This window comes from Streptomyces sp. NPDC001450 (genome assembly GCF_053597295.1).
In genome coordinates this window covers 63,859-83,451 of sequence record NZ_JBSFHY010000014.1, presented here as the reverse complement: position 1 = coordinate 83,451, position 19,593 = coordinate 63,859, and the positions used below count along the sequence as shown (strand labels likewise).

The 19,593-nt window shown below is 72.5% G+C and carries 20 protein-coding genes and 1 pseudogene; 14 read left to right on the top strand and 7 right to left on the bottom strand.

Features of this window, described 5'->3' with window-relative positions; all coding sequences use genetic code 11:
• The first annotated feature begins 18 nt into the window (after positions 1-18).
• The 5 genes from ACWC5O_RS17670 (at position 19) to ACWC5O_RS17650 (ending at position 4,111) form a co-directional block, all read left to right on the top strand.
• A complete protein-coding gene (locus tag ACWC5O_RS17670; protein ID WP_450587590.1) occupies positions 19-927 on the top strand; it encodes an aldo/keto reductase in 909 nt (302 codons plus the stop codon).
• A gap of 252 nt (positions 928-1,179) precedes the next feature.
• Positions 1,180-1,548, top strand: coding sequence for a BlaI/MecI/CopY family transcriptional regulator (locus ACWC5O_RS17665; RefSeq protein ID WP_450587588.1), 369 nt, complete (start codon positions 1,180-1,182; stop codon positions 1,546-1,548).
• Entirely contained in the window at positions 1,548-2,477 is a 930-nt protein-coding gene (locus ACWC5O_RS17660; RefSeq protein WP_450587586.1) for a M48 family metalloprotease, read from the top strand. The genes ACWC5O_RS17665 and ACWC5O_RS17660 overlap by 1 nt, the downstream gene beginning before the upstream one ends.
• Before the next feature lie 108 nt (positions 2,478-2,585).
• The gene (locus tag ACWC5O_RS17655) at positions 2,586-2,978 is read left to right on the top strand and encodes a VOC family protein (protein WP_450587584.1); all 393 of its coding nucleotides are present in this window, start codon (positions 2,586-2,588) and stop codon (positions 2,976-2,978) included.
• A 62-nt stretch (positions 2,979-3,040) separates the two neighbouring features.
• Complete coding sequence (locus ACWC5O_RS17650; protein WP_450587582.1) at positions 3,041-4,111, top strand: adenosine deaminase; 1,071 nt, start codon at positions 3,041-3,043, stop codon at positions 4,109-4,111.
• Here the strand turns inward: ACWC5O_RS17650 and ACWC5O_RS17645 are convergent.
• Complete coding sequence (locus ACWC5O_RS17645) at positions 4,093-4,608, bottom strand: mycothiol transferase (protein WP_450587580.1); 516 nt, start codon at positions 4,606-4,608, stop codon at positions 4,093-4,095. The two genes, ACWC5O_RS17650 and ACWC5O_RS17645, sit on opposite strands and share 19 nt — an antisense overlap.
• Positions 4,609-4,708: 100 nt before the next feature.
• Entirely contained in the window at positions 4,709-5,623 is a 915-nt protein-coding gene (locus tag ACWC5O_RS17640; RefSeq protein ID WP_450587578.1) for a LysR substrate-binding domain-containing protein, read from the bottom strand.
• 126 nt (positions 5,624-5,749) lie between these two features.
• Between ACWC5O_RS17640 and mgrA the strand changes: the two genes are divergently transcribed.
• Complete coding sequence (gene mgrA, locus ACWC5O_RS17635) at positions 5,750-6,742, top strand: L-glyceraldehyde 3-phosphate reductase (RefSeq protein ID WP_450587576.1); 993 nt, start codon at positions 5,750-5,752, stop codon at positions 6,740-6,742.
• 23 nt (positions 6,743-6,765) lie between these two features.
• Here mgrA and ACWC5O_RS17630 read toward each other — a convergent pair whose 3' ends face one another.
• The gene (locus ACWC5O_RS17630) at positions 6,766-7,749 is read right to left on the bottom strand and encodes an oxidoreductase (RefSeq protein WP_450587743.1); all 984 of its coding nucleotides are present in this window, start codon (positions 7,747-7,749) and stop codon (positions 6,766-6,768) included.
• A gap of 109 nt (positions 7,750-7,858) precedes the next feature.
• Here ACWC5O_RS17630 and ACWC5O_RS17625 point away from each other — a divergent pair, with 109 nt between their 5' ends.
• Positions 7,859-8,836: a cupin domain-containing protein gene (locus ACWC5O_RS17625; RefSeq protein WP_450587574.1), complete on the top strand. Its 978-nt coding sequence runs from the start codon at positions 7,859-7,861 to the stop codon at positions 8,834-8,836.
• Here the strand turns inward: ACWC5O_RS17625 and ACWC5O_RS17620 are convergent.
• Positions 8,781-8,936, bottom strand: a complete 156-nt coding sequence (locus ACWC5O_RS17620) for a DUF1905 domain-containing protein (RefSeq protein WP_450587573.1) — start codon at positions 8,934-8,936, stop codon at positions 8,781-8,783. The genes ACWC5O_RS17625 and ACWC5O_RS17620 overlap by 56 nt on opposite strands.
• An 87-nt stretch (positions 8,937-9,023) precedes the next feature.
• Positions 9,024-9,404: a nuclear transport factor 2 family protein gene (locus tag ACWC5O_RS17615; protein ID WP_450587571.1), complete on the bottom strand. Its 381-nt coding sequence runs from the start codon at positions 9,402-9,404 to the stop codon at positions 9,024-9,026.
• Between the two features lie 328 nt (positions 9,405-9,732).
• Here ACWC5O_RS17615 and ACWC5O_RS17610 point away from each other — a divergent pair, with 328 nt between their 5' ends.
• The 4 genes from ACWC5O_RS17610 (at position 9,733) to ACWC5O_RS17595 (ending at position 14,135) form a co-directional block, all read left to right on the top strand.
• Positions 9,733-10,143 (top strand): hypothetical protein, encoded by a 411-nt coding sequence (locus ACWC5O_RS17610; RefSeq protein ID WP_450587569.1) that lies wholly within the window; start codon positions 9,733-9,735, stop codon positions 10,141-10,143.
• 82 nt (positions 10,144-10,225) lie between these two features.
• A complete protein-coding gene (locus tag ACWC5O_RS17605) occupies positions 10,226-12,565 on the top strand; it encodes an FHA domain-containing protein (protein ID WP_450587567.1) in 2,340 nt (779 codons plus the stop codon).
• An 8-nt stretch (positions 12,566-12,573) separates the two neighbouring features.
• The gene (locus ACWC5O_RS17600) at positions 12,574-13,134 is read left to right on the top strand and encodes a hypothetical protein (protein WP_450587565.1); all 561 of its coding nucleotides are present in this window, start codon (positions 12,574-12,576) and stop codon (positions 13,132-13,134) included.
• The gene (locus ACWC5O_RS17595) at positions 13,134-14,135 is read left to right on the top strand and encodes a serine/threonine-protein kinase (RefSeq protein WP_450587563.1); all 1,002 of its coding nucleotides are present in this window, start codon (positions 13,134-13,136) and stop codon (positions 14,133-14,135) included. Before ACWC5O_RS17600 ends, ACWC5O_RS17595 begins: the two co-directional genes overlap by 1 nt.
• Here the strand turns inward: ACWC5O_RS17595 and ACWC5O_RS17590 are convergent.
• Complete coding sequence (locus ACWC5O_RS17590; RefSeq protein WP_450587561.1) at positions 14,132-15,412, bottom strand: streptophobe family protein; 1,281 nt, start codon at positions 15,410-15,412, stop codon at positions 14,132-14,134. The two genes, ACWC5O_RS17595 and ACWC5O_RS17590, sit on opposite strands and share 4 nt — an antisense overlap.
• Before the next feature lie 181 nt (positions 15,413-15,593).
• Between ACWC5O_RS17590 and ACWC5O_RS17585 the strand changes: the two are divergent.
• From ACWC5O_RS17585 to ACWC5O_RS17575, 3 genes and pseudogenes are all read left to right on the top strand, one after another.
• A pseudogene (locus tag ACWC5O_RS17585) lies at positions 15,594-16,904 on the top strand (DUF6777 domain-containing protein); the annotation flags it as partial.
• Between the two features lie 342 nt (positions 16,905-17,246).
• Complete coding sequence (locus tag ACWC5O_RS17580; RefSeq protein ID WP_450587560.1) at positions 17,247-17,699, top strand: ATP-binding protein; 453 nt, start codon at positions 17,247-17,249, stop codon at positions 17,697-17,699.
• A gap of 9 nt (positions 17,700-17,708) precedes the next feature.
• On the top strand, positions 17,709-18,164 hold the full coding sequence (locus ACWC5O_RS17575; RefSeq protein ID WP_450587558.1) for a helix-turn-helix domain-containing protein: 456 nt from the start codon (positions 17,709-17,711) through the stop codon (positions 18,162-18,164).
• Between the two features lie 19 nt (positions 18,165-18,183).
• Here the strand turns inward: ACWC5O_RS17575 and ACWC5O_RS17570 are convergent, their stop codons facing one another.
• Positions 18,184-19,389, bottom strand: a complete 1,206-nt coding sequence (locus ACWC5O_RS17570; RefSeq protein WP_450587556.1) for an epoxide hydrolase family protein — start codon at positions 19,387-19,389, stop codon at positions 18,184-18,186.
• Positions 19,390-19,593: the final 204 nt, after the last annotated feature.

Here is a 19,593-nt window from a genome sequence, read left to right as displayed (position 1 = left end):
GTGTGCGAAACTCCGCCGATGACCGCTGAAACGATCACCGCGGACGCCTCCGGTACCTTCAAGCTCGGCGACCTGCCCGTCCACCGCATCGGCTTCGGTGCCATGCGGCTGACGGGCAGCGCCGCCTTCCATCTCGGCACCGTCAGCGACCGGGCACGCTCGATCGCCGTTCTGCGCAGGGCCGTGGAACTCGGCGTGAACCACATCGACACGGCCGCGTTCTACTTCTCCTCCCTGCGCTCCGCCAACGAACTCATCAACACTGCCCTCGCCCCGTACACCGACGACCTGGTCATCGCCACCAAGGTCGGCCCCTTCCGCGACTACTGCGGCGAGTGGGGCGACTTGACCCGGCCCGACCAACTGCGCGGCCATGTCGAGGAGAACCTGCGCCAGCTCGGCCGGGACCACCTCGACCTCGTCTATCTGCGCCGGACTGACCAGGACTCCATCGCCGAACACTTCGGTGCCCTCGCCGAACTGCGCGAGGCCGGCCTCATCCGGCACCTCGGCATCTCCGCGATCCGACCCCGGCACCTGGTCGAGGCGTTGGAGATCGCCCCTGTCGTCTCCGTGCAGAACCGGTACGCGCTGGACGCCCCGGACCCGCGGACCGACGAACTCCTGCGGATGTGCGGCGAACGCGGCATCGCCTTCGTCCCCTACTACGCCGTCGCGGGCGAGGGCGGCGAGCGCGGCGCGGCCGGCACGCGCAACGACGACGAGATCCTCGCCGTCGCCCGCGCGCACGGCGTGAGCCCCGCGCAGATCCGCACCGCCTGGACCCTGCACCAGGGCCCGCACGTCCTCGCCATCCCCGGCACCGGCAACCCGGACCACCTGGCGGAGAACGTCGCCGCGGGCGCGCTGCGGCTCAGCCAGGAGGAGCTGGACCGGCTGAACGCCCTCCACACGCCGGCCGTCTGACGCCCGCCACCGGGCCATTGGTCCGGGAGCGGTCGGCGCACCACCCGCCCCCCGCCGCCACCTTCTGCGGCAAGCCGTGGGCGAGCACCGGCAGCAGGATCTGAGGGTGGTCGGGCACGCAGCCGTACGGAGATCATCGGCGCCCCTCCCATAATGGGCGTGCGGGCGCTCGGCCCAGGACGGCACCCGGCTGACTACAATGACGTAGACGGTCTTCCGGACTGCGGGACGAACGGGGTGAGGAAGGTTTCCATGACCGACGCCAAGGACGAACGCCGGCCGGCCGGCGAGCTCGAAGCGAGTGTCATGGCCTCCCTCTGGGCCGCCGGCGCCCCCCAGACGCCCGGCCAGGTCCAGCGGAGCCTCGGCGCGGACCTCGCGCGTACGACGGTGACGACCATCCTGACCCGCCTGCACGACAAGGGCATGGTGGAGCGGCATCGCCAGGGCCGCGGCTACGCCTACTTCCCGCTCCAGGACGCCCAGGGCCTCACCGCCCGCCGGATGCACACCGAACTCGACCGGGACAGCGACCGCGAGACCGTCCTCGCCCGCTTCGTCGCCCAGCTCAGCCCGGACGACGAACGCATCCTGCGGGACCTGCTCGAATCCGACGCCTGATGACCGCACTGCTCCTGCTGCCGCTGCTGCTGCCGTTCGCCCTGCCGGCACTGGCCCGGCGGGCCCTGGACCGGCTCGTCCCGGCCGTCGCGCTGTGGGCGATCACCGCCTGTGCGGTCGTCCTCGCGGGCAGCTCGCTCGCCGCACTCGGCGGGTTCGTCCTGACCGGCCTGCTCAAGGTGCCGCTGTTCGCCGCGCTCGGCGAACTGGTGCACCCGCTGCGCACCGCCTCGGACCTCATCGTCCTGCCCGCCGCCGCGACCTCCGTCGGTGCCCTCGCCGTGTGCGGCTGGACCCTCGTCCGCTCGGTGCTGCGCCAGACCCGCGCCTTCCGGGCCGCCCGCACGGAGGCCGGCCGCGGGCCCGCCGCGGGCGACCTGTGCGTGGTCGACTCGCCCCGCCCGGACGCGTACGCCCTGCCCGGGCGCCCGCACCGCATCGTCGTCACCACCGCCATGCTGCGCAGTCTCGACGGCCCCGAGCGCGAGGCGCTGTTCGCGCACGAGCGGGCGCACAACGAGGGCGGCCACCACTACTTCCTCGCCGCAGCCGAACTCGCGGCGCACTGCCATCCCGCCCTGCGCCCGGTCCGCGAGACCATCCGGCTCGCCGCCGAGCGCGCCGCCGACGAAGCCGCCGCGGCCTGCGTGGGTGACCGGCGTCTGACCGCCCGAGCCATCGCGCGCGCCGCCCTCGCCGGCCAGGCCGCCCGCTCCGAGCGCCCCGACTTCGCCGCGGCGGCCACGACGGGCCCCGTGCCCCAGCGCGTCCAGGCCCTGCTGGCGGCCCCCCGAGCGGCGCACCGCACCGGCCGGCGCGTCGCCGCGCTCCTGCTCGCCTGCGCCGCCGTGTCCAGCGTGGCCGCGGTGACCGGAATGGCCGACTTCCACCACCGGGTCGAGGTCGCCCAGGGCGACGAAAAGCCCTGATCCGCCGCTCCTCGCGCCCGGACGGACCCACCCGGGCGGGAGGTGACTGGCGTCCGTGAAGTTTTACGTATAACCTCACCCGCTAACCACCTCCACCGGAAGGCCCCGATGCGACGCGTTGCCCTGGTCACCCTCGTCGTGGACGACTACGACGAGGCCCTCCGCTTCTACACCGAGGCCCTCGGATTCCGACTGGTGGAGGACATGGCGCGGCCGGACGGCTCCCGCTGGGTCGTGGTCGAGCCCGGTTCGGACAACCACGGCACCGGCCTGCTGCTCGCCCGCGCCAAGGGTGAGGACCAGCGCGCCCGGATCGGGGACCAGACCGGTGGGCGGGTCGGGTTCTTCCTGTACACCGACGACTTCGCCCGCGACCACGCCCGCATGACCGCCGCCGGTGTGACCTTCCTGGAGGAGCCGCGCCACGAGCCGTACGGTTCGGTCGCCGTCTTCCAGGACCTCTACGGCAACCGCTGGGACCTGCTCCAGCCCGCCGGCTGAGCCTCCTCCCGCCGCACGCTCCTCCCACTGCTTCGAACCACCTGCTCAAGGAAAGACCCGCCATGACTGCTACGCGCGTAGACGCCGACGTGATCCGCCGCCTGCCCAAGGCCGTCCTGCACGACCACCTCGACGGCGGCCTGCGCCCCGCCACCGTCGTCGAGCTCGCGGCCGCGGTCGGCCACACCCTCCCGACCACCGACCCCGACGAGCTGGCCGCCTGGTACTACGAGGCCGCCAACTCCGGCGACCTGGTCCGCTACATAGCCACCTTCGAGCACACCCTCGCCGTCATGCAGAACCGCGAGGGTCTGCTGCGCGTCGCCGAGGAGTACGTCCTCGACCTCGCCGCCGACGGCGTCGTCTACGCCGAGGTGCGCTACGCCCCCGAGCTGAACACCAACGGCGGGCTGTCGCTCAGCGAGGTCGTGGAGACCGTCCAGGAGGGCCTCGCCACCGGTATGGCCAAGGCGGCCGCCGCCGGTACGCCCGTCCGTGTCGGCACCCTGCTGTGCGGCATGCGCATGTTCGACCGCGTCGGCGAGGCCGCCGAGCTGGCCGTCGCCTACCGCGACGCCGGTGTCGTCGGCTTCGACATCGCCGGCGCAGAGGACGGCTTCCCGCCCGCCGACCACCTGGCCGCCTTCGAGCACCTGCGCCGCGAGAGCGTGCCGTTCACCATCCACGCCGGCGAGGCGCACGGCCTGCCCAGCATCCACCAGGCCCTGCAGGTGTGCGGTGCCCAGCGCATCGGCCACGGCGTGCGCATCACCGAGGACATCGTCGACGGCAAGCTCGGCCGCCTGGCCGGCTGGGTGCGCGATCGCCGCATCGCCCTGGAGATGTGCCCGACCTCCAACCTGCAGACGGGCTGCGCCACCTCGATCGCCGAGCACCCCATCACCGCGCTGAAGGACCTGGGCTTCCGGGTCACCCTCAACACCGACAACCGGCTGGTCTCCGGTACGACGATGACCCGGGAGATGTCCCTGCTGGTCGAGGAGGCCGGCTGGACCGTCGAGGACCTGCGCACGGTCACCGTGAACGCCGTCAAGAGCGCGTTCATCCCGTTCGACGAGCGCAACGCCCTCATCCAGGACGTGGTCCTGCCGGGTTACGCGGCCGCACTCTGAAGCAGCCCCCGCAGGTAGGCGGCCTGTCCGATGTGCTGCAGGTCGTCGGACAGGACGCTCACCAGGCGGACCCCCAGCGTGACCGGGGGATCCCAGCGCTCGTCCACGATGCGTGCGAGATCCTTGGCGGCCAGCTCACGCAGGGCGCCGAGGGTCTGCTCGTGCACGGCGTCGTAGTACCCGGAGAGCAGGTCGGCCGACTCGACCCGCACCTTCGCGACCTTCGCCGGGGTATGGCCGTAGCCGGTGTCGTGGCGGGGCAGGCCGAGGCCGAAGCGCTTCTGCCAGTCCCGGGCGAGCCACACCTGGTCGAGGTCGAAGGCGTCGGCGATGTGGTCGTCCTGCACCCGGGTGAGGTGCCAGACGAGCCAGGCGATGGAGTTGGTGTCGGGGGCCGGACGGGAGTGCAGCTCGTCCGGCCCGAGGCCGTCGAGGGCGGCATGGACTTCTTCCTGGATGCGGCCGTAGCCGTCGATGAGGATGTCCTTCGCATGCATGCGTCCACCATCGCTCATCGCGCGCGGTCATGCGTGCGCAGTCCGGCTCCCTCCTGCTCGGACCCGGCGGGGGCGGTGACGCGAACACTCGGCCGTCCGATCAGGAAGCCTGGGGCCCGTCCTGGGACGGTGTCAGGCCCCCCGTCTCCAGGAGTGTGACAAGGGCGCGGGCCGCGGGGCTCGTCGCCCGCTCAGGCGGCAGCAGGGCCACGGTCTCGTACTCCGCCTCGCCCGTGCCCTTCACCGGGAGCGCCGTCAGCGAGGGTCGCTTGTGCCGGAAGTGCCGCGGTACGACGGCGATTCCGAGGTTCTCGTCGACCAGGTCCAGCAGGCTGTGCACGTCGTTGACCTCCAGCGCGACCGTGCGCCGGACACCGGCCGCGGCGAAGGCGGAGTCGGTGGTGCGGCGCGGCCCCCAGTCCGGGTGGAAGTCCACGAAGACCTCACCGGCCAGGTCGTCCGGTGTCAGCACCGCGCCGGCCGCGGCGAGCCGGTGATCGGGATGGCACAGGACCGTCATCGGCTCGCTGGTCAGCGACACCGAGCGCAGCTGGTCGTCGTCCGCCTGGGTCCGGTAGGCGAAGGCCAGGTCCAGCCGTCCGGCCGCGACCTCCTCGGCCAGCGCGCCCGAGCCCGCCTGCCGCAGCCGGATCTCCACGTCCGGATGCCGCCGCCGGAAGCCCGCCAGCAGCTGCGCCACGTGCACCCCGGCGATGCACTGCTCGGTGCCCAGCGCCAGCGTGCCGCGCAGCACGCCCTGCACCGCCGCCACCGCCTCGTGCGCCGAACGCACCTGCGCCAGGATCCGCTCGGCCTCCACCAGCAGCGCGCGCCCCGCCTCGGTGAGCGTCACCCGCCGGGTGGTGCGGACGAACAGCGGCGCCCGCAGCTCCCGTTCCAGCGCCCGGATGGACGCCGACAGGCCGGACTGCGACACCATGAGGCGTTCGGCGGCCCGGGTGAAGTGCTGGTCCTCGGCGACCGCGACGAAGTGCTGGAGATGACGCAGTTCCATGACTCAGAAGCGTAACCGCTGAATTCCATCGGATTCTCCTGTTGGACCACTGCCCGCGGGTCACGACAGAGTAGGCACCGGTTCCCCGAAACCGGACTCACCTGTGCCAACCCCTCTGGAGTCGCGTTGTACACCGCACACCCCGACCGTTACGCCGACATGCCCTACCGGCGCACCGGACGCAGCGGCCTGAAGCTCCCGGCGCTGTCCCTCGGCCTGTGGCACAACTTCGGTCCCGACCGGCCCGTCGAGACCCAGCGCGCCATCCTGCGCCGCGCCTTCGACCTCGGCGTCACCCACTTCGACCTCGCCAACAACTACGGCCCGCCGCCCGGCGCCGCCGAGTCCGCGCTCGGCGAGGCCCTGAAGGCCGACTTCACGCCGTACCGTGACGAGCTGGTGATCTCCACCAAGGCCGGCTACCTCATGTGGCCCGGCCCGTACGGCGAATGGGGCTCGCGCAAGTACCTGCTGTCCTCGCTGGACCAGAGCCTGACGCGGATGGGTCTCGACTACGTCGACATCTTCTACTCGCACCGCTTCGACCCGGACACTCCGCTGGAGGAGACGATGGGCGCCCTGCACTCCGCGGTGCAGCAGGGCAAGGCGCTCCACGTCGGCGTCTCCAACTACTCGGCGGAGCAGACCCGCGAGGCCGCCCGCATCCTCGGCGAACTCGGCACCCCGCTTCTCATCCACCAGCCGCGCTACTCGATGCTCGACCGGCGCCCCGAGGACGAGGGCCTCCTGGACGCGCTGGACGAGCTGCAGGTCGGCTCCATCGTGTACTCCCCGCTGGAGCAGGGCCTGCTCACCGGCCGCTATCTCGACGGCATCCCCGAGGGCTCCCGGGCCGCGAGCGACAGCCCCTTCCTGAACTCGGACGCGGTCACCGAGGACCTGGTCGGCCGGCTGCGTGCCCTGGACGAGATAGCCAAGTCCCGCGGCCAGACCCTGGCCCAGCTGGCCCTCGCCTGGGTGCTCCGGGGCGGCCGGGTGACCTCCGCCCTGGTCGGCGCGAGCAGTCCGCAGCAGATCGAGGACAGCGTCGGCACGATCCGCGACCTGGACTTCGCGGACGAGGAACTGGCGCGGATCGACGCGATCGTGAAGGGCTGAGAACGCCGGGCGGTGAGTGCCCGTCAGGCCGTGAGCTGCTCGCTGACCTCCCAGAGGCGGGCCGCGGCCTGGGGGTCGACCGCGTACGGCAGCACGCCGGGCAGCTCCCCGCCGGCGTACCAGGCGGCCTCGTCTCCGGCGGTCACCAGCGGGCTGATGTCGCAGTTCTCGCAGTAGACGCCGCCCAGCCCGGCGAGCTGCGGGCTGGTGGCGCACCAGACACCGGTGGCCGCACCCTGCTCGGCCGTCTTCATCTGGCGGGCGGGGTCGCGCACCGGGCGGCCCTCGTCGTCGAGGGCACCGGCTGCCCGGAGGGTCTCCTCGGAGAGATGCTTGGCCAGGCCGGTGTCGACGATCATGCCGGGGTGCACGGAGAAGGCCCGCACGCCCTCCGCCCGGCCCCGCCGGTCCAGTTCCACGGCGAGGAGCGCGTTGGCCGACTTCGACTGGCCGTAGGCGAGGAACGGTTCGTAGGGCCGGTGTTCGAAGTGCAGGTCCTCGAAGACGACGGGAGAGAAGCGGATGCCCCGCGAGGACACCGAGACCACGCGCGCCCCGCGGGCCGCCACCAGCGCGGGCCACAGCCGGGCCACGAGCCGGAAGTGCCCGAGATGGTTCGTGGCGAACTGCGCCTCGTACCCGCGCGCGTCCCGGGTCAGCGGGGTCGCCATGATCCCGGCGCCGTTCACCAGGATGTGCACCGGACGCCCGGAGGCGAGGAACGTCTTCGCGAAGACGTCGACGGACGCGGGGTCCATCAGGTCCATCGGCTCGACCTCGACGCCGTCGACCTCCTTCAGCGCGGCACGGGCCCGCTTCGGATCCCTGGCCGGTACGACGACCTCGGCGCCCGCCGCCCGCAGGACGCGGCTCGTCTCCAGCCCGATGCCCGAGTAGCCGCCGGTGACGATCGCGACCTTGCCGGTCAGATCGATGCCCCGGATCACCTCCTCGGCGGTGGACGCGGCACCGAAACCGGAGTGCAGGGGCTGCTGTGGAGTGGTCATGGCGGGTGTCTCCTCGACGTGATCGATGTCGGCCATGAGACCACCGTAGAGACGCATATCCGAACGATGAATGCTTGAGAGTGCTCTCTACTTGCGCGACAGTTCGAGCATGTCCACCGATGCTCTCTCCGACCCCCTGTCCGATCCCCTGTCCGATCCCCTGTCCGCCCCTCTCTCGGACCCTCTCTCCGACGCCCTCGCCGTCGCCGACGCGCGCGGCGTGTTCTCCGGCGGCTTCACGGCCGGCGGGCGGTGGGCGATCCGGCTGCGGGGGCGCGACAAGCTGAAGGTGAACGTCCTGGCGCGGGGCGCCTGTCTGCTGATCGCCGAGGGCGGCGCCGAACCCGTCGCCCTGTCCGAGGGCGACATCGTCGTCTCCGACGGGCGGCGGTCGTACGTCCTGTGCAGCGAGCCCGGACTCGAGCCGCTCGACCCGGCGGAGGTCGCCGTGGATCCGCGCACCCGCATGGGCGCGCTCGGCGGGGGAGAAGAGGTGGTGTGCGTCTCCGGGCACATCGACCTGAGCCGGGACAGCGGCGACCTGCTGCGCCGGGCCCTGCCCGAGCTGGTCCACGTGCGCTCCGCCGCGGCCGAGGCGCCGGTGCTGCGCTGGCTCACCGCACAGCTGATGCGGGAGATGGCCGGCGGCCGGGCCGGTTCCGCCTTCTCCTCGGACCACCTGGCCCAGTTGACGTTCGTCCAGGTGCTGCGCGCCTGCCTCGGCCAGGCCGCGGGGCTGCCGGCCGGCTGGCTGCGGGCGCTGGCGGACGAGCGGCTGGCCCCCGCCCTGCGCCTGATGCACGCCGACCCGGCCCACCCCTGGCAGCTGGAGGAGCTGGCCCGGGCGGCCGCGATGTCCAGGACCACCTTCGCCGTCCGCTTCCGGGAGGCCGTCGGCGTGCCGCCCCTCACCTACCTCCAGAACTGGCGCATGAGCCTGGCGGCCCGCGCTCTGCGGCAGGACTCCACCCCCGTCGCGGCGCTCGCCCGCTCGGTCGGCTACACCTCCGAGAGCGCCTTCAGCAACGCCTTCAAACGCACCGTCGGCGTGGCGCCCCGCCGCTACCGGGAGGCGGCCAGGAGCTGAGCCGCCCCGGGAGGCGGACGGTCACCGTGTCGCCCTCGCCCTTGCCGATCGCCTTGCGCACGTCGGCCTTCACCGGGAGCTGTGCCCGTCTTCCTGCCATTGGTGTTCATGATGGTCTCCGCTCGCGGTGATCCTTTCCTGCCTCACCAGACCGCCGCGAGCGGGAGAACTCATCGCCGTCTCGGCCTCAGGCCCCCGGCAGCCGGTCCAGGAAGCCCAGCACCTGCCGGATCCGGCCCTCGCCGTCCAGCGTGATCACGTCGAAGCCGGCCACCGGCGCCGAGCCGTCCGCCTCGTTCACCAGTTCCCAGCCGAACCGCGCGGTGTCGTGGTGTCCGTCCACCGCGCCGAGGGGGCGGAAGGCGAACCCGGGGAACTGCTCGTGGGCCGCGGCGATCACGGCGGCGATCTGGTCGTGCCCGCGGACGTCGGCGAGCGGGTCGGTGTAGCTGCCGTCCGTGGTCCAGGCCGCCGCGACCGCCTTCTTCAGGGCCTCCGGCTCGGTGGCGTTCCAGGCCTCGAAGTAACGGGCGACGGCGCTGTCGTAACTGTTGGTGTTCACGGTCATGGCGAATCAGCCTCCATCGAGGTCGTATCTGCTGGTCAGGAGCCGGATCCGGGGTTCCGTCGATCCGGTGTGACCACCATGCCCGAGCGGCCGGGGACGGGTCGATTACCTCCCGGGTAATGCCGGAGGCGCCTGATGGCCGGTGCACAGCCGGAGCATTTTCGGCCAGGGCGGGCGGTGAATATGCCAAGAGACTGGCCGGAAAGTCATGGTGACAGTGTTTCGGGAGTGGCGATACTCGAACGTCAGGGGCACTTTCACCGCACGGGAGCCGCACGGAAAGCGAGGGTTCGGCCGGCACCACAGCTATGCGTTCGGGGGAGTGATCGTGCACGACGAATTCCTGTGCCATGTCACCGCGTACGGCGTGTGCGGCGGACGGCGCATCGGCGTACCGCTCGGCACCTATCGCGCGCCGACCCTGGCACTGGCCCTGTGGTGGCTGCGGGACCGGGCGTCCTGGATCGCCGAGCGGCTCGACCCGAGCCCGGAGGACCCCGCCTTCCCCGAGGGAGCGCTCGTGCCGGTCGCGGACACGGTGGTCGACGTCCCCGCGCTGCTGCGCGCCTGGTGTGCCGACGACGTGCAGCAGGTGCTGGTCGCGGACGAGTTGGCCGGCGGCCGGCTGGTGCGGATCGCCGCCAGCGACGACACCACCGAGTACGAGCTGCTCGCCGAGTCCGTCGACGCGCTGCGCATGCAACGCACCCTCCCGGCCCTCGTCGTACCCGTCGCCTGACACGTGCCACGGCGGTTCCGCGCGCACTCGGGGCCTCGGGCCACAGGGGCGTATATGTGAACGAATCGGTAGAATTCTGGCCATGGCGGAGCAGCCGGTCGCCCCGACGTCACTCGAACTCGTTCTGCAGACCGACACGGGCTCCACGGTGATGAGTCCGGCCCACGACTACCACGTCGGACGTGATCCGTTGAGCGACATCGTGTTCGACGATGCCCGGGTCTCGTGGCACCACGCCGTGCTGAGCTGCGGCCACGACGGCTGGACCCTCAGGGACGAGGAGAGCACCAACGGCACCTTCGCCGACGGCCTCCGCATCCGGGAGTGGGACGTCCGCCCCGGCAGCGTGATCCGCTTCGGCAACCCCGACGACGGCCCCCGAGCCGTCCCGCTCGGCCCGCGCGCACCCGCCGCCGACCGCCCCTCGGCCATCTCGCGTCCCGAGCTGACCGGAACCTTCCGCACCCCGAGCAGCGTACGGCCGCTGCCCGCACACACGATCCGCATCGGCCGCTCCGACGGCAACGACCTCGTCGTCGACGACCTGACCGTCTCCCGCCGCCACGCCGAACTGCGCGCCCTCCCCGGCGGCGGCCACGAGATCGTCGACCTCGGCAGCCACAACGGCACCTATCTCAACGGCCGGCCCGTCACCCACGCCCCGGTCGGCCCCGGCGACATCATCGGCGTCGGGCATGTCGCGTACTGCCTGGTCGGCGACGAACTCCAGGAGTACGTCGACCGCGGCGAGATCTCCCTCGACGTGCAGGACCTCACGGTCGCCGTCGACCACGGCGGCAAGGTCCTGCTCGACCACGTCTCCTTCCCGGTGGGGGAGAAATGCCTGCTCGCGGTGGTCGGACCGAGCGGCGCCGGAAAGTCCACGCTGCTGCACGCCCTCACCGGCCAGCGGCCCGCCGACCACGGCACCGTCCTGTACGACGGCCGCGACCTGTACCACGACTACGCCGAGCTGCGCGGGCGCGTCGGCATGGTCCCGCAGGACGACATCCTGCATCCCCAGCTCACCGTGCGCGCGGCCCTGACCTACGCCGCCGAGCTGCGCTTCCCCGAGGACACGGCGCGGGCGGAACGGCGGGCCCGGGTGGACGAGGTGATCCGGGAACTCGGCCTCGAGCAGCGCGCCGAGCAGCCCGTGCACAGCCTCTCCGGCGGGCAGCGCAAGCGGGTCAGCGTGGGCCTGGAACTGCTGACCAAGCCGTCGCTGCTGTTCCTGGACGAGCCGACCTCCGGCCTCGACCCCGGCATGGACCGGTCGGTGATGCACATGCTGCGCGGTCTCGCCGACGACGGCCGCACCGTCGTCGTGGTCACGCACAGCGTCCTCAGCCTCGACGTCTGCGACCGCCTCCTGGTCCTGGCCCCCGGCGGCCGGGTCGCGTACTACGGCATGCCCGACGACGCCCTCGCCTTCTTCGGCTTCGAGCAGTGGCCGGAGGCTTTCGAGGCCTTCGACCGCGACCAGGACCGGGACTGGGCCGGGGAGTACCGCGACTCGCCGTTCCACCGGCACTACGTCGCCGAGGCCACCACCCAGCCCCGCCGCCCGGACTCCGCGCCGGTCGCCGTCGCACCACCGCCCCGCCCCCGCAGCTGGGGTGCCCAGCTCGGCACCCTCGTCCGCCGCTACACCGCCGTCCTCGCCGCCGACCGCACCTTCCTCGCCGTCATGATCGCCCTGCCGTTCGTGATGGGCGCCATGGACCGTGCCCTCGCGGGCGGGAAGCTGACCCAGGACACCGCCATGAACGCGCTGCTCATCCTGTGTGTCGGCGGGGTGCTCATCGGCGCCGCCAACGCGGTGCGCGAACTCGTCAAGGAACGCGTGGTCTACCGGCGCGAACGTGCCGTCGGGCTGCCCAGATCGGCGTACCTGATGTCCAAGGTCGTGGTGCTCGGCACCATCACGGTCGTCCAGGCCGTCGTCCTCACCCTGGTCGCCCTGCTCGGCGTCGACCTGGGCGCCCCCGGTGGCCACGGCGTCCTGCTGCCTCCCCTGGTCGAGATCACCCTCGCCGTCGCCCTGCTCGCGTTCACCGCGATGATGCTCGGCCTGCTGGTCTCCGCGCTGGTGCGCAAGGAGGAGGTGACGATGCCGCTGCTGGTGCTGCTGGCCATCGTCCAGGTCGTCTTCTGCGGCGCCCTGCTCCCGCTGCACGGCGTACCCGTCCTCGAACAGCTGTCCTGGCTGGTGCCCTCCCGCTGGGCGCTGGGCGCCATGGCCGGCACGGTCGACCTCGCCCGGATCGTGCCCGGCGACCTCACCGCCGATCCCCTGTTCCGGCACTCGGCCGGCGTCTGGCTGCTGGACCTCGCCATGCTGCTGGTGCTGTCCGCCGGCTTCGGTCTCCTGGTCGCCCGGCTGCTGCGCCGGCACGAACCCGCCGTGATGCGGAAGTAGGCGGTCCGATGACGAAACAGCCGAAACAGCAGCCCCCCGGATTCCGGCCCACCCACGTCGTCCCGCCGAACGGCATGCCCGCCTGGGAGGCCCCGGACCCCTCCCGGCCCACGGTGGCCCTCGACCCGTTGCTGCCCGTGGTGCTGGTGGAGCGGCTCGGCGACTGGGGACACATCCGCTGCGCCAACGGCTGGGCCGCCTGGGTCGACGGCCGCCACCTGATCGCGGTACCCCAGGACCCGCCCGCCGGCGACGGCCCGCCAGCAGGCACCTCCGACCCGCTCCCGCTGCTGGCCCGCGCCGAACAGGCCCTGGCCGACTACCGGTCCGCGGTGGAGGAACTCGCGGCCGGAGACCTGGACGGGCAGTCCTTCGGGGACCGCACCAGCGAACTGCGGATCGGGGTCGTGCTGGACGGCGAGTCCATGTGGGTGTACGACCCCGACGAGGGACGGTGGCTGTACGGCGACGGACGGCGGCTGCACACCTACGCCACCGACCGGACGCCGTCGGACGAGGACTCCGGGCACGCCCCCACCCGGTTCGTGGCCCCCAAGGGTGAGCCCTGATGGCGCGCCAGACGAGCCTGTCCTCGCGCCGGCCCTCCCAGCTGATCGGGTGCCAGGTGGCCAACTACCTGGTGCAGAGCGAGATCGGCCGCGGCGGCATGGCCGTCGTCTACCGCGCCCGCGACCTGCGCCTGGACCGCACGGTCGCGCTCAAGCTCCTCGCCCCGGAACTCGCTCGCAACGACACCTTCCGGCAGCGCTTCATCCACGAGTCCCGGGTGGCCGCCGCGATCGACCATCCGCACATCGTGCCCGTCTTCGAGGCCGGCGAGACGGACGGCGTGCTGTACATCGCCATGCGGTACGTGCCCGGCAGTGATCTGCGCCATCTTCTCGACGAACGCGGACCGTTGCCGTTCGAGGTCGCCGTACGCATCGCCGCCCAGGTGGCCTCCGCGCTCGACGCCGCCCACGAACACGGCCTGGTCCACCGGGACGTGAAGCCCGGCAACATCCTGGTCGCTCGAGGCACCGACAGCGAGCACCCCGAGCACGTCTACCTCACCGACTTCGGGCTGACCAAGAAGTCGCTGTCCCTCACCGGGTTCACCAGCGTCGGCCAGTTCGTCGGCACCCTCGACTACGTGGCCCCCGAGCAGATCTCCGGCCGGCCCGTCGACGGGCGCTGCGACGTGTACGGTCTCGCCTGCGTCGTCTACGAGACCCTGGCCGGACACCCGCCCTTCGTACGCGAGGACGACATGGCGCTGCTGTGGGCCCACCAGTACGACGAACCGCCCCCGCCGAGCGAGTCCCGCCCCGATCTCGTCCCGGCCGTCGACGCCGTCTTCGCCAGGGCCCTCGCCAAGAGCCCGGACGCCCGCTACGACACCTGCCTCGACTTCGTCGCCGCCCTGCGCGCAGCCCCGAGCGGCGGCCTCGCCCATGACGACGGCGACGGTGAGGGTGACGGTGAGGGCGATCCGGACACCGAGACGGACCTGCGGAAACCGGCCCAGCCCCCGCAGCCACCGGAGTGGGCTCAGCCCTTCTTCCGCTAGGAGGTCTCGACAGGCGTCTCGACCCTGCCGCGACGGTGCACCGGCCGGGCCAGCAGCGCGCCCAGGAAGCCGGCGGCCAGCCCCCACAGCGCACCGAGACCCGCCGCCTGCCACAGTTGGGGTTTGAGGAACAGCTCCCCGGACAGACCGCCGCCCAGCTCGCCGATGCCGAGCAGGGACAGGCCGTAGTGCGCCGAGACCTGGCACAGCAGACAGACCATGAGCACCGTCAGGGCCAGGGCGACGGCCAGCCGCAGGGCGTGCTGCCAGGCCCGGACCCGGGCCGGGGACCGCGCCGCCATCAGGAAGGCGACCGCCGACAGCACCACCACCTCCGTGACCAGCAGCCACCACATCGCGCTCTCGTACTCGGTGAGCGTGCGCAGATTCAGCGTGGCGACATCAGGAGCGCGCAGGATCTGGTCCAGCACATGCGGCATCGGCAGGCCGAACGGACCCTCGACCCTGCCGTGCCAGGTGGCGCCCTGCCCGAGGGTGAGGGCGAGCCAGGCCAGGTTCGGCAGGCCGAGCAGGATCACCGCGAACGTCTCGGCGGCGTGCCCGCGCGTCACCACCGACACCAGCGCGACGACGAGACCCAGGACGACATAGACCAGCAGCAGGACGACCATGGCGTGCGCGGCGGGGCGTACCGACTCCTGGCAGCGCAGCAGCCGCCCCGGCAGCGGCGCGCCGGGTGCGACCAGCAGGGTCAGCACCAGCACCCCGGCCAGCCACAGCAGCCCGAACAGCACGGTCAGCGGCACGTCCGTGGTGAACCCGACCTTCGGCGCCGCGTCGAACAGGTCGGTGAGATCGCTGAGCGCGCCGCTGCCCATGTCCACGGCGAAGGTCTGCCGGGCGGCGAAGGCGAGGCCGAGCAGCGCGAGCAGCCACAGCACCGCGATCCGGGCGGCCCAGCCGGCCAGTTCCCGGGCCGAGGCGACCGCCCGGTGCCGCAGCGGCCGCAGAAAGCCCGCGCCGATCACCAGCGCGCCGGCGAGGGTCACCGACAGCGGGATCACCGTGAGGTCGGCCCGGGTCTGCGCCAGTACGCCCGCGTTTCCGGAGAGCTCGAGCGTGCCGCCCACGGCCGCCACCACGGTCGCCATCACCACCCGGGCGAACGCGCCGTCCGGCAGATCCGCGGCTCCGGCCGCCCACAGGCCCAGCGCGGCGAGTACGACCATGACGGCCAGCCCGGTCAGCACCGCGGCCGCGGCCTGCACCCAGCCATGGCGGGCGACGGGCCGAGTGGGGACGGTCTCAGGGCTCACCCTTGCCACGCTAGGCAGCGCCCGGGCACCTCGCCCGCCGGGTGGCCCGTCCGCGTCGGCTTGCGAGCCACGTGGGGCGGGAGCACACAATGGGAGCAATTGTGCAGCAAATGCAGTAAACGGGTCTTTCTCGGATATGAGTCGCGCATCGCGAGGGGAAGCGCGACGGGAAGAAGTGCTCGTGAGCGTCGAACCTCCGTCATCCGGCCGCCCGACCGGCCCGCCCTCCGGCCCGCTGTCGGGACCCTCCCAGCCCCCTTCCGGACCGCCCGAACCACCACCCGGCGGCGGCTCCGGGGCAGGGGACGGTGGGCCGCACCGGCCGTGGTGGAGGTCAGCCCCGCGCGTGGCCGCCCTCACCGGCGTCGTGGTCGCCGCGGTCGTGGTGGCGCTGGTCCTCACCCGTCCCGGCGGTGGTGGCACCGCGCAGGGCGGCGAGGTCTTCCTGCAGGCCGCGAGCAAGGCCGGCCCGGACCCGTTCACGGAGTCGACCGCGACGGAGAGTTCCGTCCCGCCGAAGACCTCCTCCCCGGCGGCGACCTCTTCCCCGGGGAAGACCTCCGCCCCGGGCGAAACCTCCCGGGCGACCACGTCCGCGCCCGTCAACCAGGTGCGCACGGTCGACGGCGGCGCGCCGGGCCTGTACAGCGGTGTCCAGAACCGCCCCAGCTGTGACGTCGAGAAGCAGATCAGGGCCCTCCAGGCCGACCCGGCGAAGAACCGCGCGTACGCGTCGGAAGTCGGCGTCCAGCCCTCCGCCGTCCCCGCCTATCTGCGCGCGCTCACGCCCGTGACGCTGCGTGCCGACACCCGCGTCACCAACCACGGCTACCGCAACGGTTCCGCCACCTCCTACCAGGCCGTCCTCCAGTCCGGCACCGCCGTCCTGGTCGACGGGCACGGCGTGCCCCGGGCCCGCTGTGCCTGCGGCAACCCGCTGGCCCCGCCGGTCGCCCAGCGCACCGCGCCACGGCAGACGGGCGACCACTGGACGTCGTACCAGCCCGCGAACGTCGTCGTGGTGCGGCCCACCACGGTGATCGTCAACGTCTTCGTGATCTACGACCCCCACCACGACGACTGGTTCCGCCGCCACCGTGGCGACGACTCCGGCCGTCACGACCAGCACACCAAGCCGCCGCGGGACACGCACCCCTGGACCCGGCCCGCCCCCTGCGCGTCCACCCCGGGCACGACCGGGGCACCGGGCACCGGGCCGAAGCCCTGCCCGTCGACACCGACGCCGACATCTACCTCGACCAGCCCCTCCAAGTCGTCCTCGTCCTCGTCCTCGTCCTCGTCGTCGTCCTCGACATCGACTTCACCGAGCTCTGAGTCGTCGTCCTCGGTGTCGCCGTCGTCCGAGTCGCCATCGTCGGAGTCGCCGTCGTCGAAGTCCCCGTCGTCGGAGTCGCCATCGTCGAAGTCCCCGTCGTCCGAATCGCCGTCTTCGGAATCCCCGTCCTCGGAATCCCCGTCGACGCAGGGCTCCACCGGCTCCACCTCGGTGTCGCCGTCCTCGGAGTCCTCCGTGTCGGAGCCCCCGTCCAGCCAGGGCGGCGAATCCTCGCAGACCGGACAGCCGACGGAGAAGTCCAGCGCCGCGGAGCCCTCCAGCGCTCCGCAGCAGCCGCCGGCCGAGAACTCTCCCGCCGACAACTCCCCGGCGACGTGAGCGGTGATGTGAGCGGCCCCACAGCCCCGCCCCGGCCGCTGTGACGAAGCTCGCTGTGCGCGGTCGGCGAACGCACTCGGGGGACTGCCGGGCCAGGCTCGGGGTACGAGGACTGGTGCAACACTGAACGGCCGGATCGGGCTTCCGAGAGAGACACGCATGACCGAATACCTGGGCGGGGCAGTGATACCGACTGGTTTCGACGTACCCGTGGAGCCGCTGCGACGCGCGGCGCACTACACCGGCGAACCCGGTTGCATCGGCGACGCGCGGGCTTTCGCGGCCCAGTTCCTGCAACAGCTGAGGACCGAGTGGTGCGCCGCCATCGACAGCCGGACCGACGGTGAGCTGCTCCTCGTCGTGAGCGAGCTGGTCACCAACGCGGACCGGCACAGCAGCGGCCCGTACATCCTGGAGCTGGAGGGCACGGACACCGCCGTGACGGTGGTGGTGTACGACAGCAGCTCGGCCCTGCCCCGCCGGTTCCCGAGGAACCCCGAACGGGTCGGCCGGCACGGTATGGAGATCGTGCACGCCCTGGCCGCGGAGGTGACCGTGGAGCGCGTACCGGTCGGCAAGCGTGTGTGCGCACGAGTGGAACTCGGGTCCTAGGGTGACGGGGTGAGCAACCAGGTGAGCAACGAAGCCCGTGTGATCCCGCTCCGCCCGGAGCCGAACCGGACCGAGCCGAACCGGACCGAGCCGATCCGGACGGAGCCCGCCCGTCCCCAGCCGGTCCGGACGGACGCTCCGGAGCCCGCACCCAGGGAGCCCCTGTGGCGCGACCTGGTCGGTGAGGCGCTGCGCCGTGAGCGGCTGGCGCAGGAGCGCACGCTCCGGGACGTGGCCGACGAGGCCAGGATCTCCCTGCCCTATCTCTCCGAGATCGAACGCGGTCGCAAGGAGGCCTCCTCCGAGGTCCTCGCGGCCGCCGCCCGCGCGCTCGGCCTGGGCCTCGGTGACCTGCTGTCGCTCACGCAGCGCGAGCTGACCCGACACACTGCCGCGGGCCGCCGTACGGCCGCGGTGCCGCAGCACCCGTACAGGCCGTACAACGGGTTGTGCCTGGTGGCCTGAGGCACCGGCCCCGGTCCGTTCAGCCCAGGCCCTTCTCGCGCAGCGGCCGGAAGAAGGCCCGGAGGTCGGCGGTGAGCAGGTCCGGTTCCTCCAGGGCCGCGAAGTGCCCGCCCCGGTCGAACTCCGTCCAGCGCACGATGTTCTCGGTCCGTTCCGCCTTGTGGCGCAGCGGGATCTGGGGCTCGGCCGGGAACAGGGCGAGGGCCGTCGGCACCGTGGACGGCTCGGCGGGCCGGGTGGTCCGGCCGCTTGCGTGGGCCCGTTCGTAGTAGATGCGCGCGGACGAACCGGCCGTGCCGGTCAGCCAGTACAGTATGACGTTCGTCAGCAGCCGGTCCCGGTCGACGGCCTCCTCCGGCACCTCCTCGGAGTCGGTCCACTCCCGGAACTTCTCGACGATCCAGGCGAGTTGACCGACCGGCGAGTCCGTCAGCGCGTACGCGAGGGTGTGCGGCCGGGTGGACTGCAGGACGGCGTATCCCGTGCCCTCGCGCGACCAGTCCGCCCACCGTCGCCACGAGGCGAGGGTTTGCTCCCGTTCCCGCGCCCCGAGCCCGCTCAGCTCCTCCTCGCCGGGCTCGGTGGCGGCCTGGGCGCCCGGCAGCAGGGTGAGGTGGACGCCGATCACCCGGTCGGGACGGGCGCGGCCCAGCTCGCGGGAGACGACCGCGCCCCAGTCGCCGCCGTGCGCGCCGAAGCGCTGGTAGCCGAGCCGCCGCATCAGCTCCGCCCAGGCGTCGGCGACCCGGGCCGCCTCCCAGCCGGGCTGCGCGGTCGGCCCGGAGAGACCGAAGCCCGGGAGGCCCGGCACGACGACATGGAACGCGTCGGCGGCCTCGCCGCCGTGCGCCACCGGGTCGGTGAGCGGCCCGACGACGTCCAGGAACTCGACGATCGACCCGGGCCAGCCGTGGGTCAGGATCAGCGGGGTCGCGTCCGGCTCCGGGGAGCGCACATGGGCGAAGTGGACATGCGCCCCGTCCACGGTGGTGGTGAACTGCGGCCATTCGTTCAGCCGTGCCTCGGCGGCCCGCCAGTCGTACTCGTGCCGCCAGTACCGGGCCAGATCCCGCAGGTAGCCGCCGGGAACGCCGTACTCCCAGCCCGCCCCCGGCAACTCGGCCGGCCAGCGGGTGCGGTCGAGGCGGTTGTACAGGTCGTCCAGATCGCTCTGCGGGACCGACAGTCGAAACGGCCGGATGGTCTCGGCGGACGCAGACGTCATGGCCCGGATGCTAGTGCCCCGGCAGGCAACGTTCGCCCCGTCGCCACGCCCGGCACGCACTCTCGCCGCACCGGCCGAAAGCCCAAGTACGCCCAGTACGAGGACTTCCGGCCGGCACGCCGAGAGCACGCACCGGACACCGCTCCTTGACGGGCGAACGTCGCCTGCCGGGGCACCAGTGCCCCGGCGGGTCCTGCCCCAGGG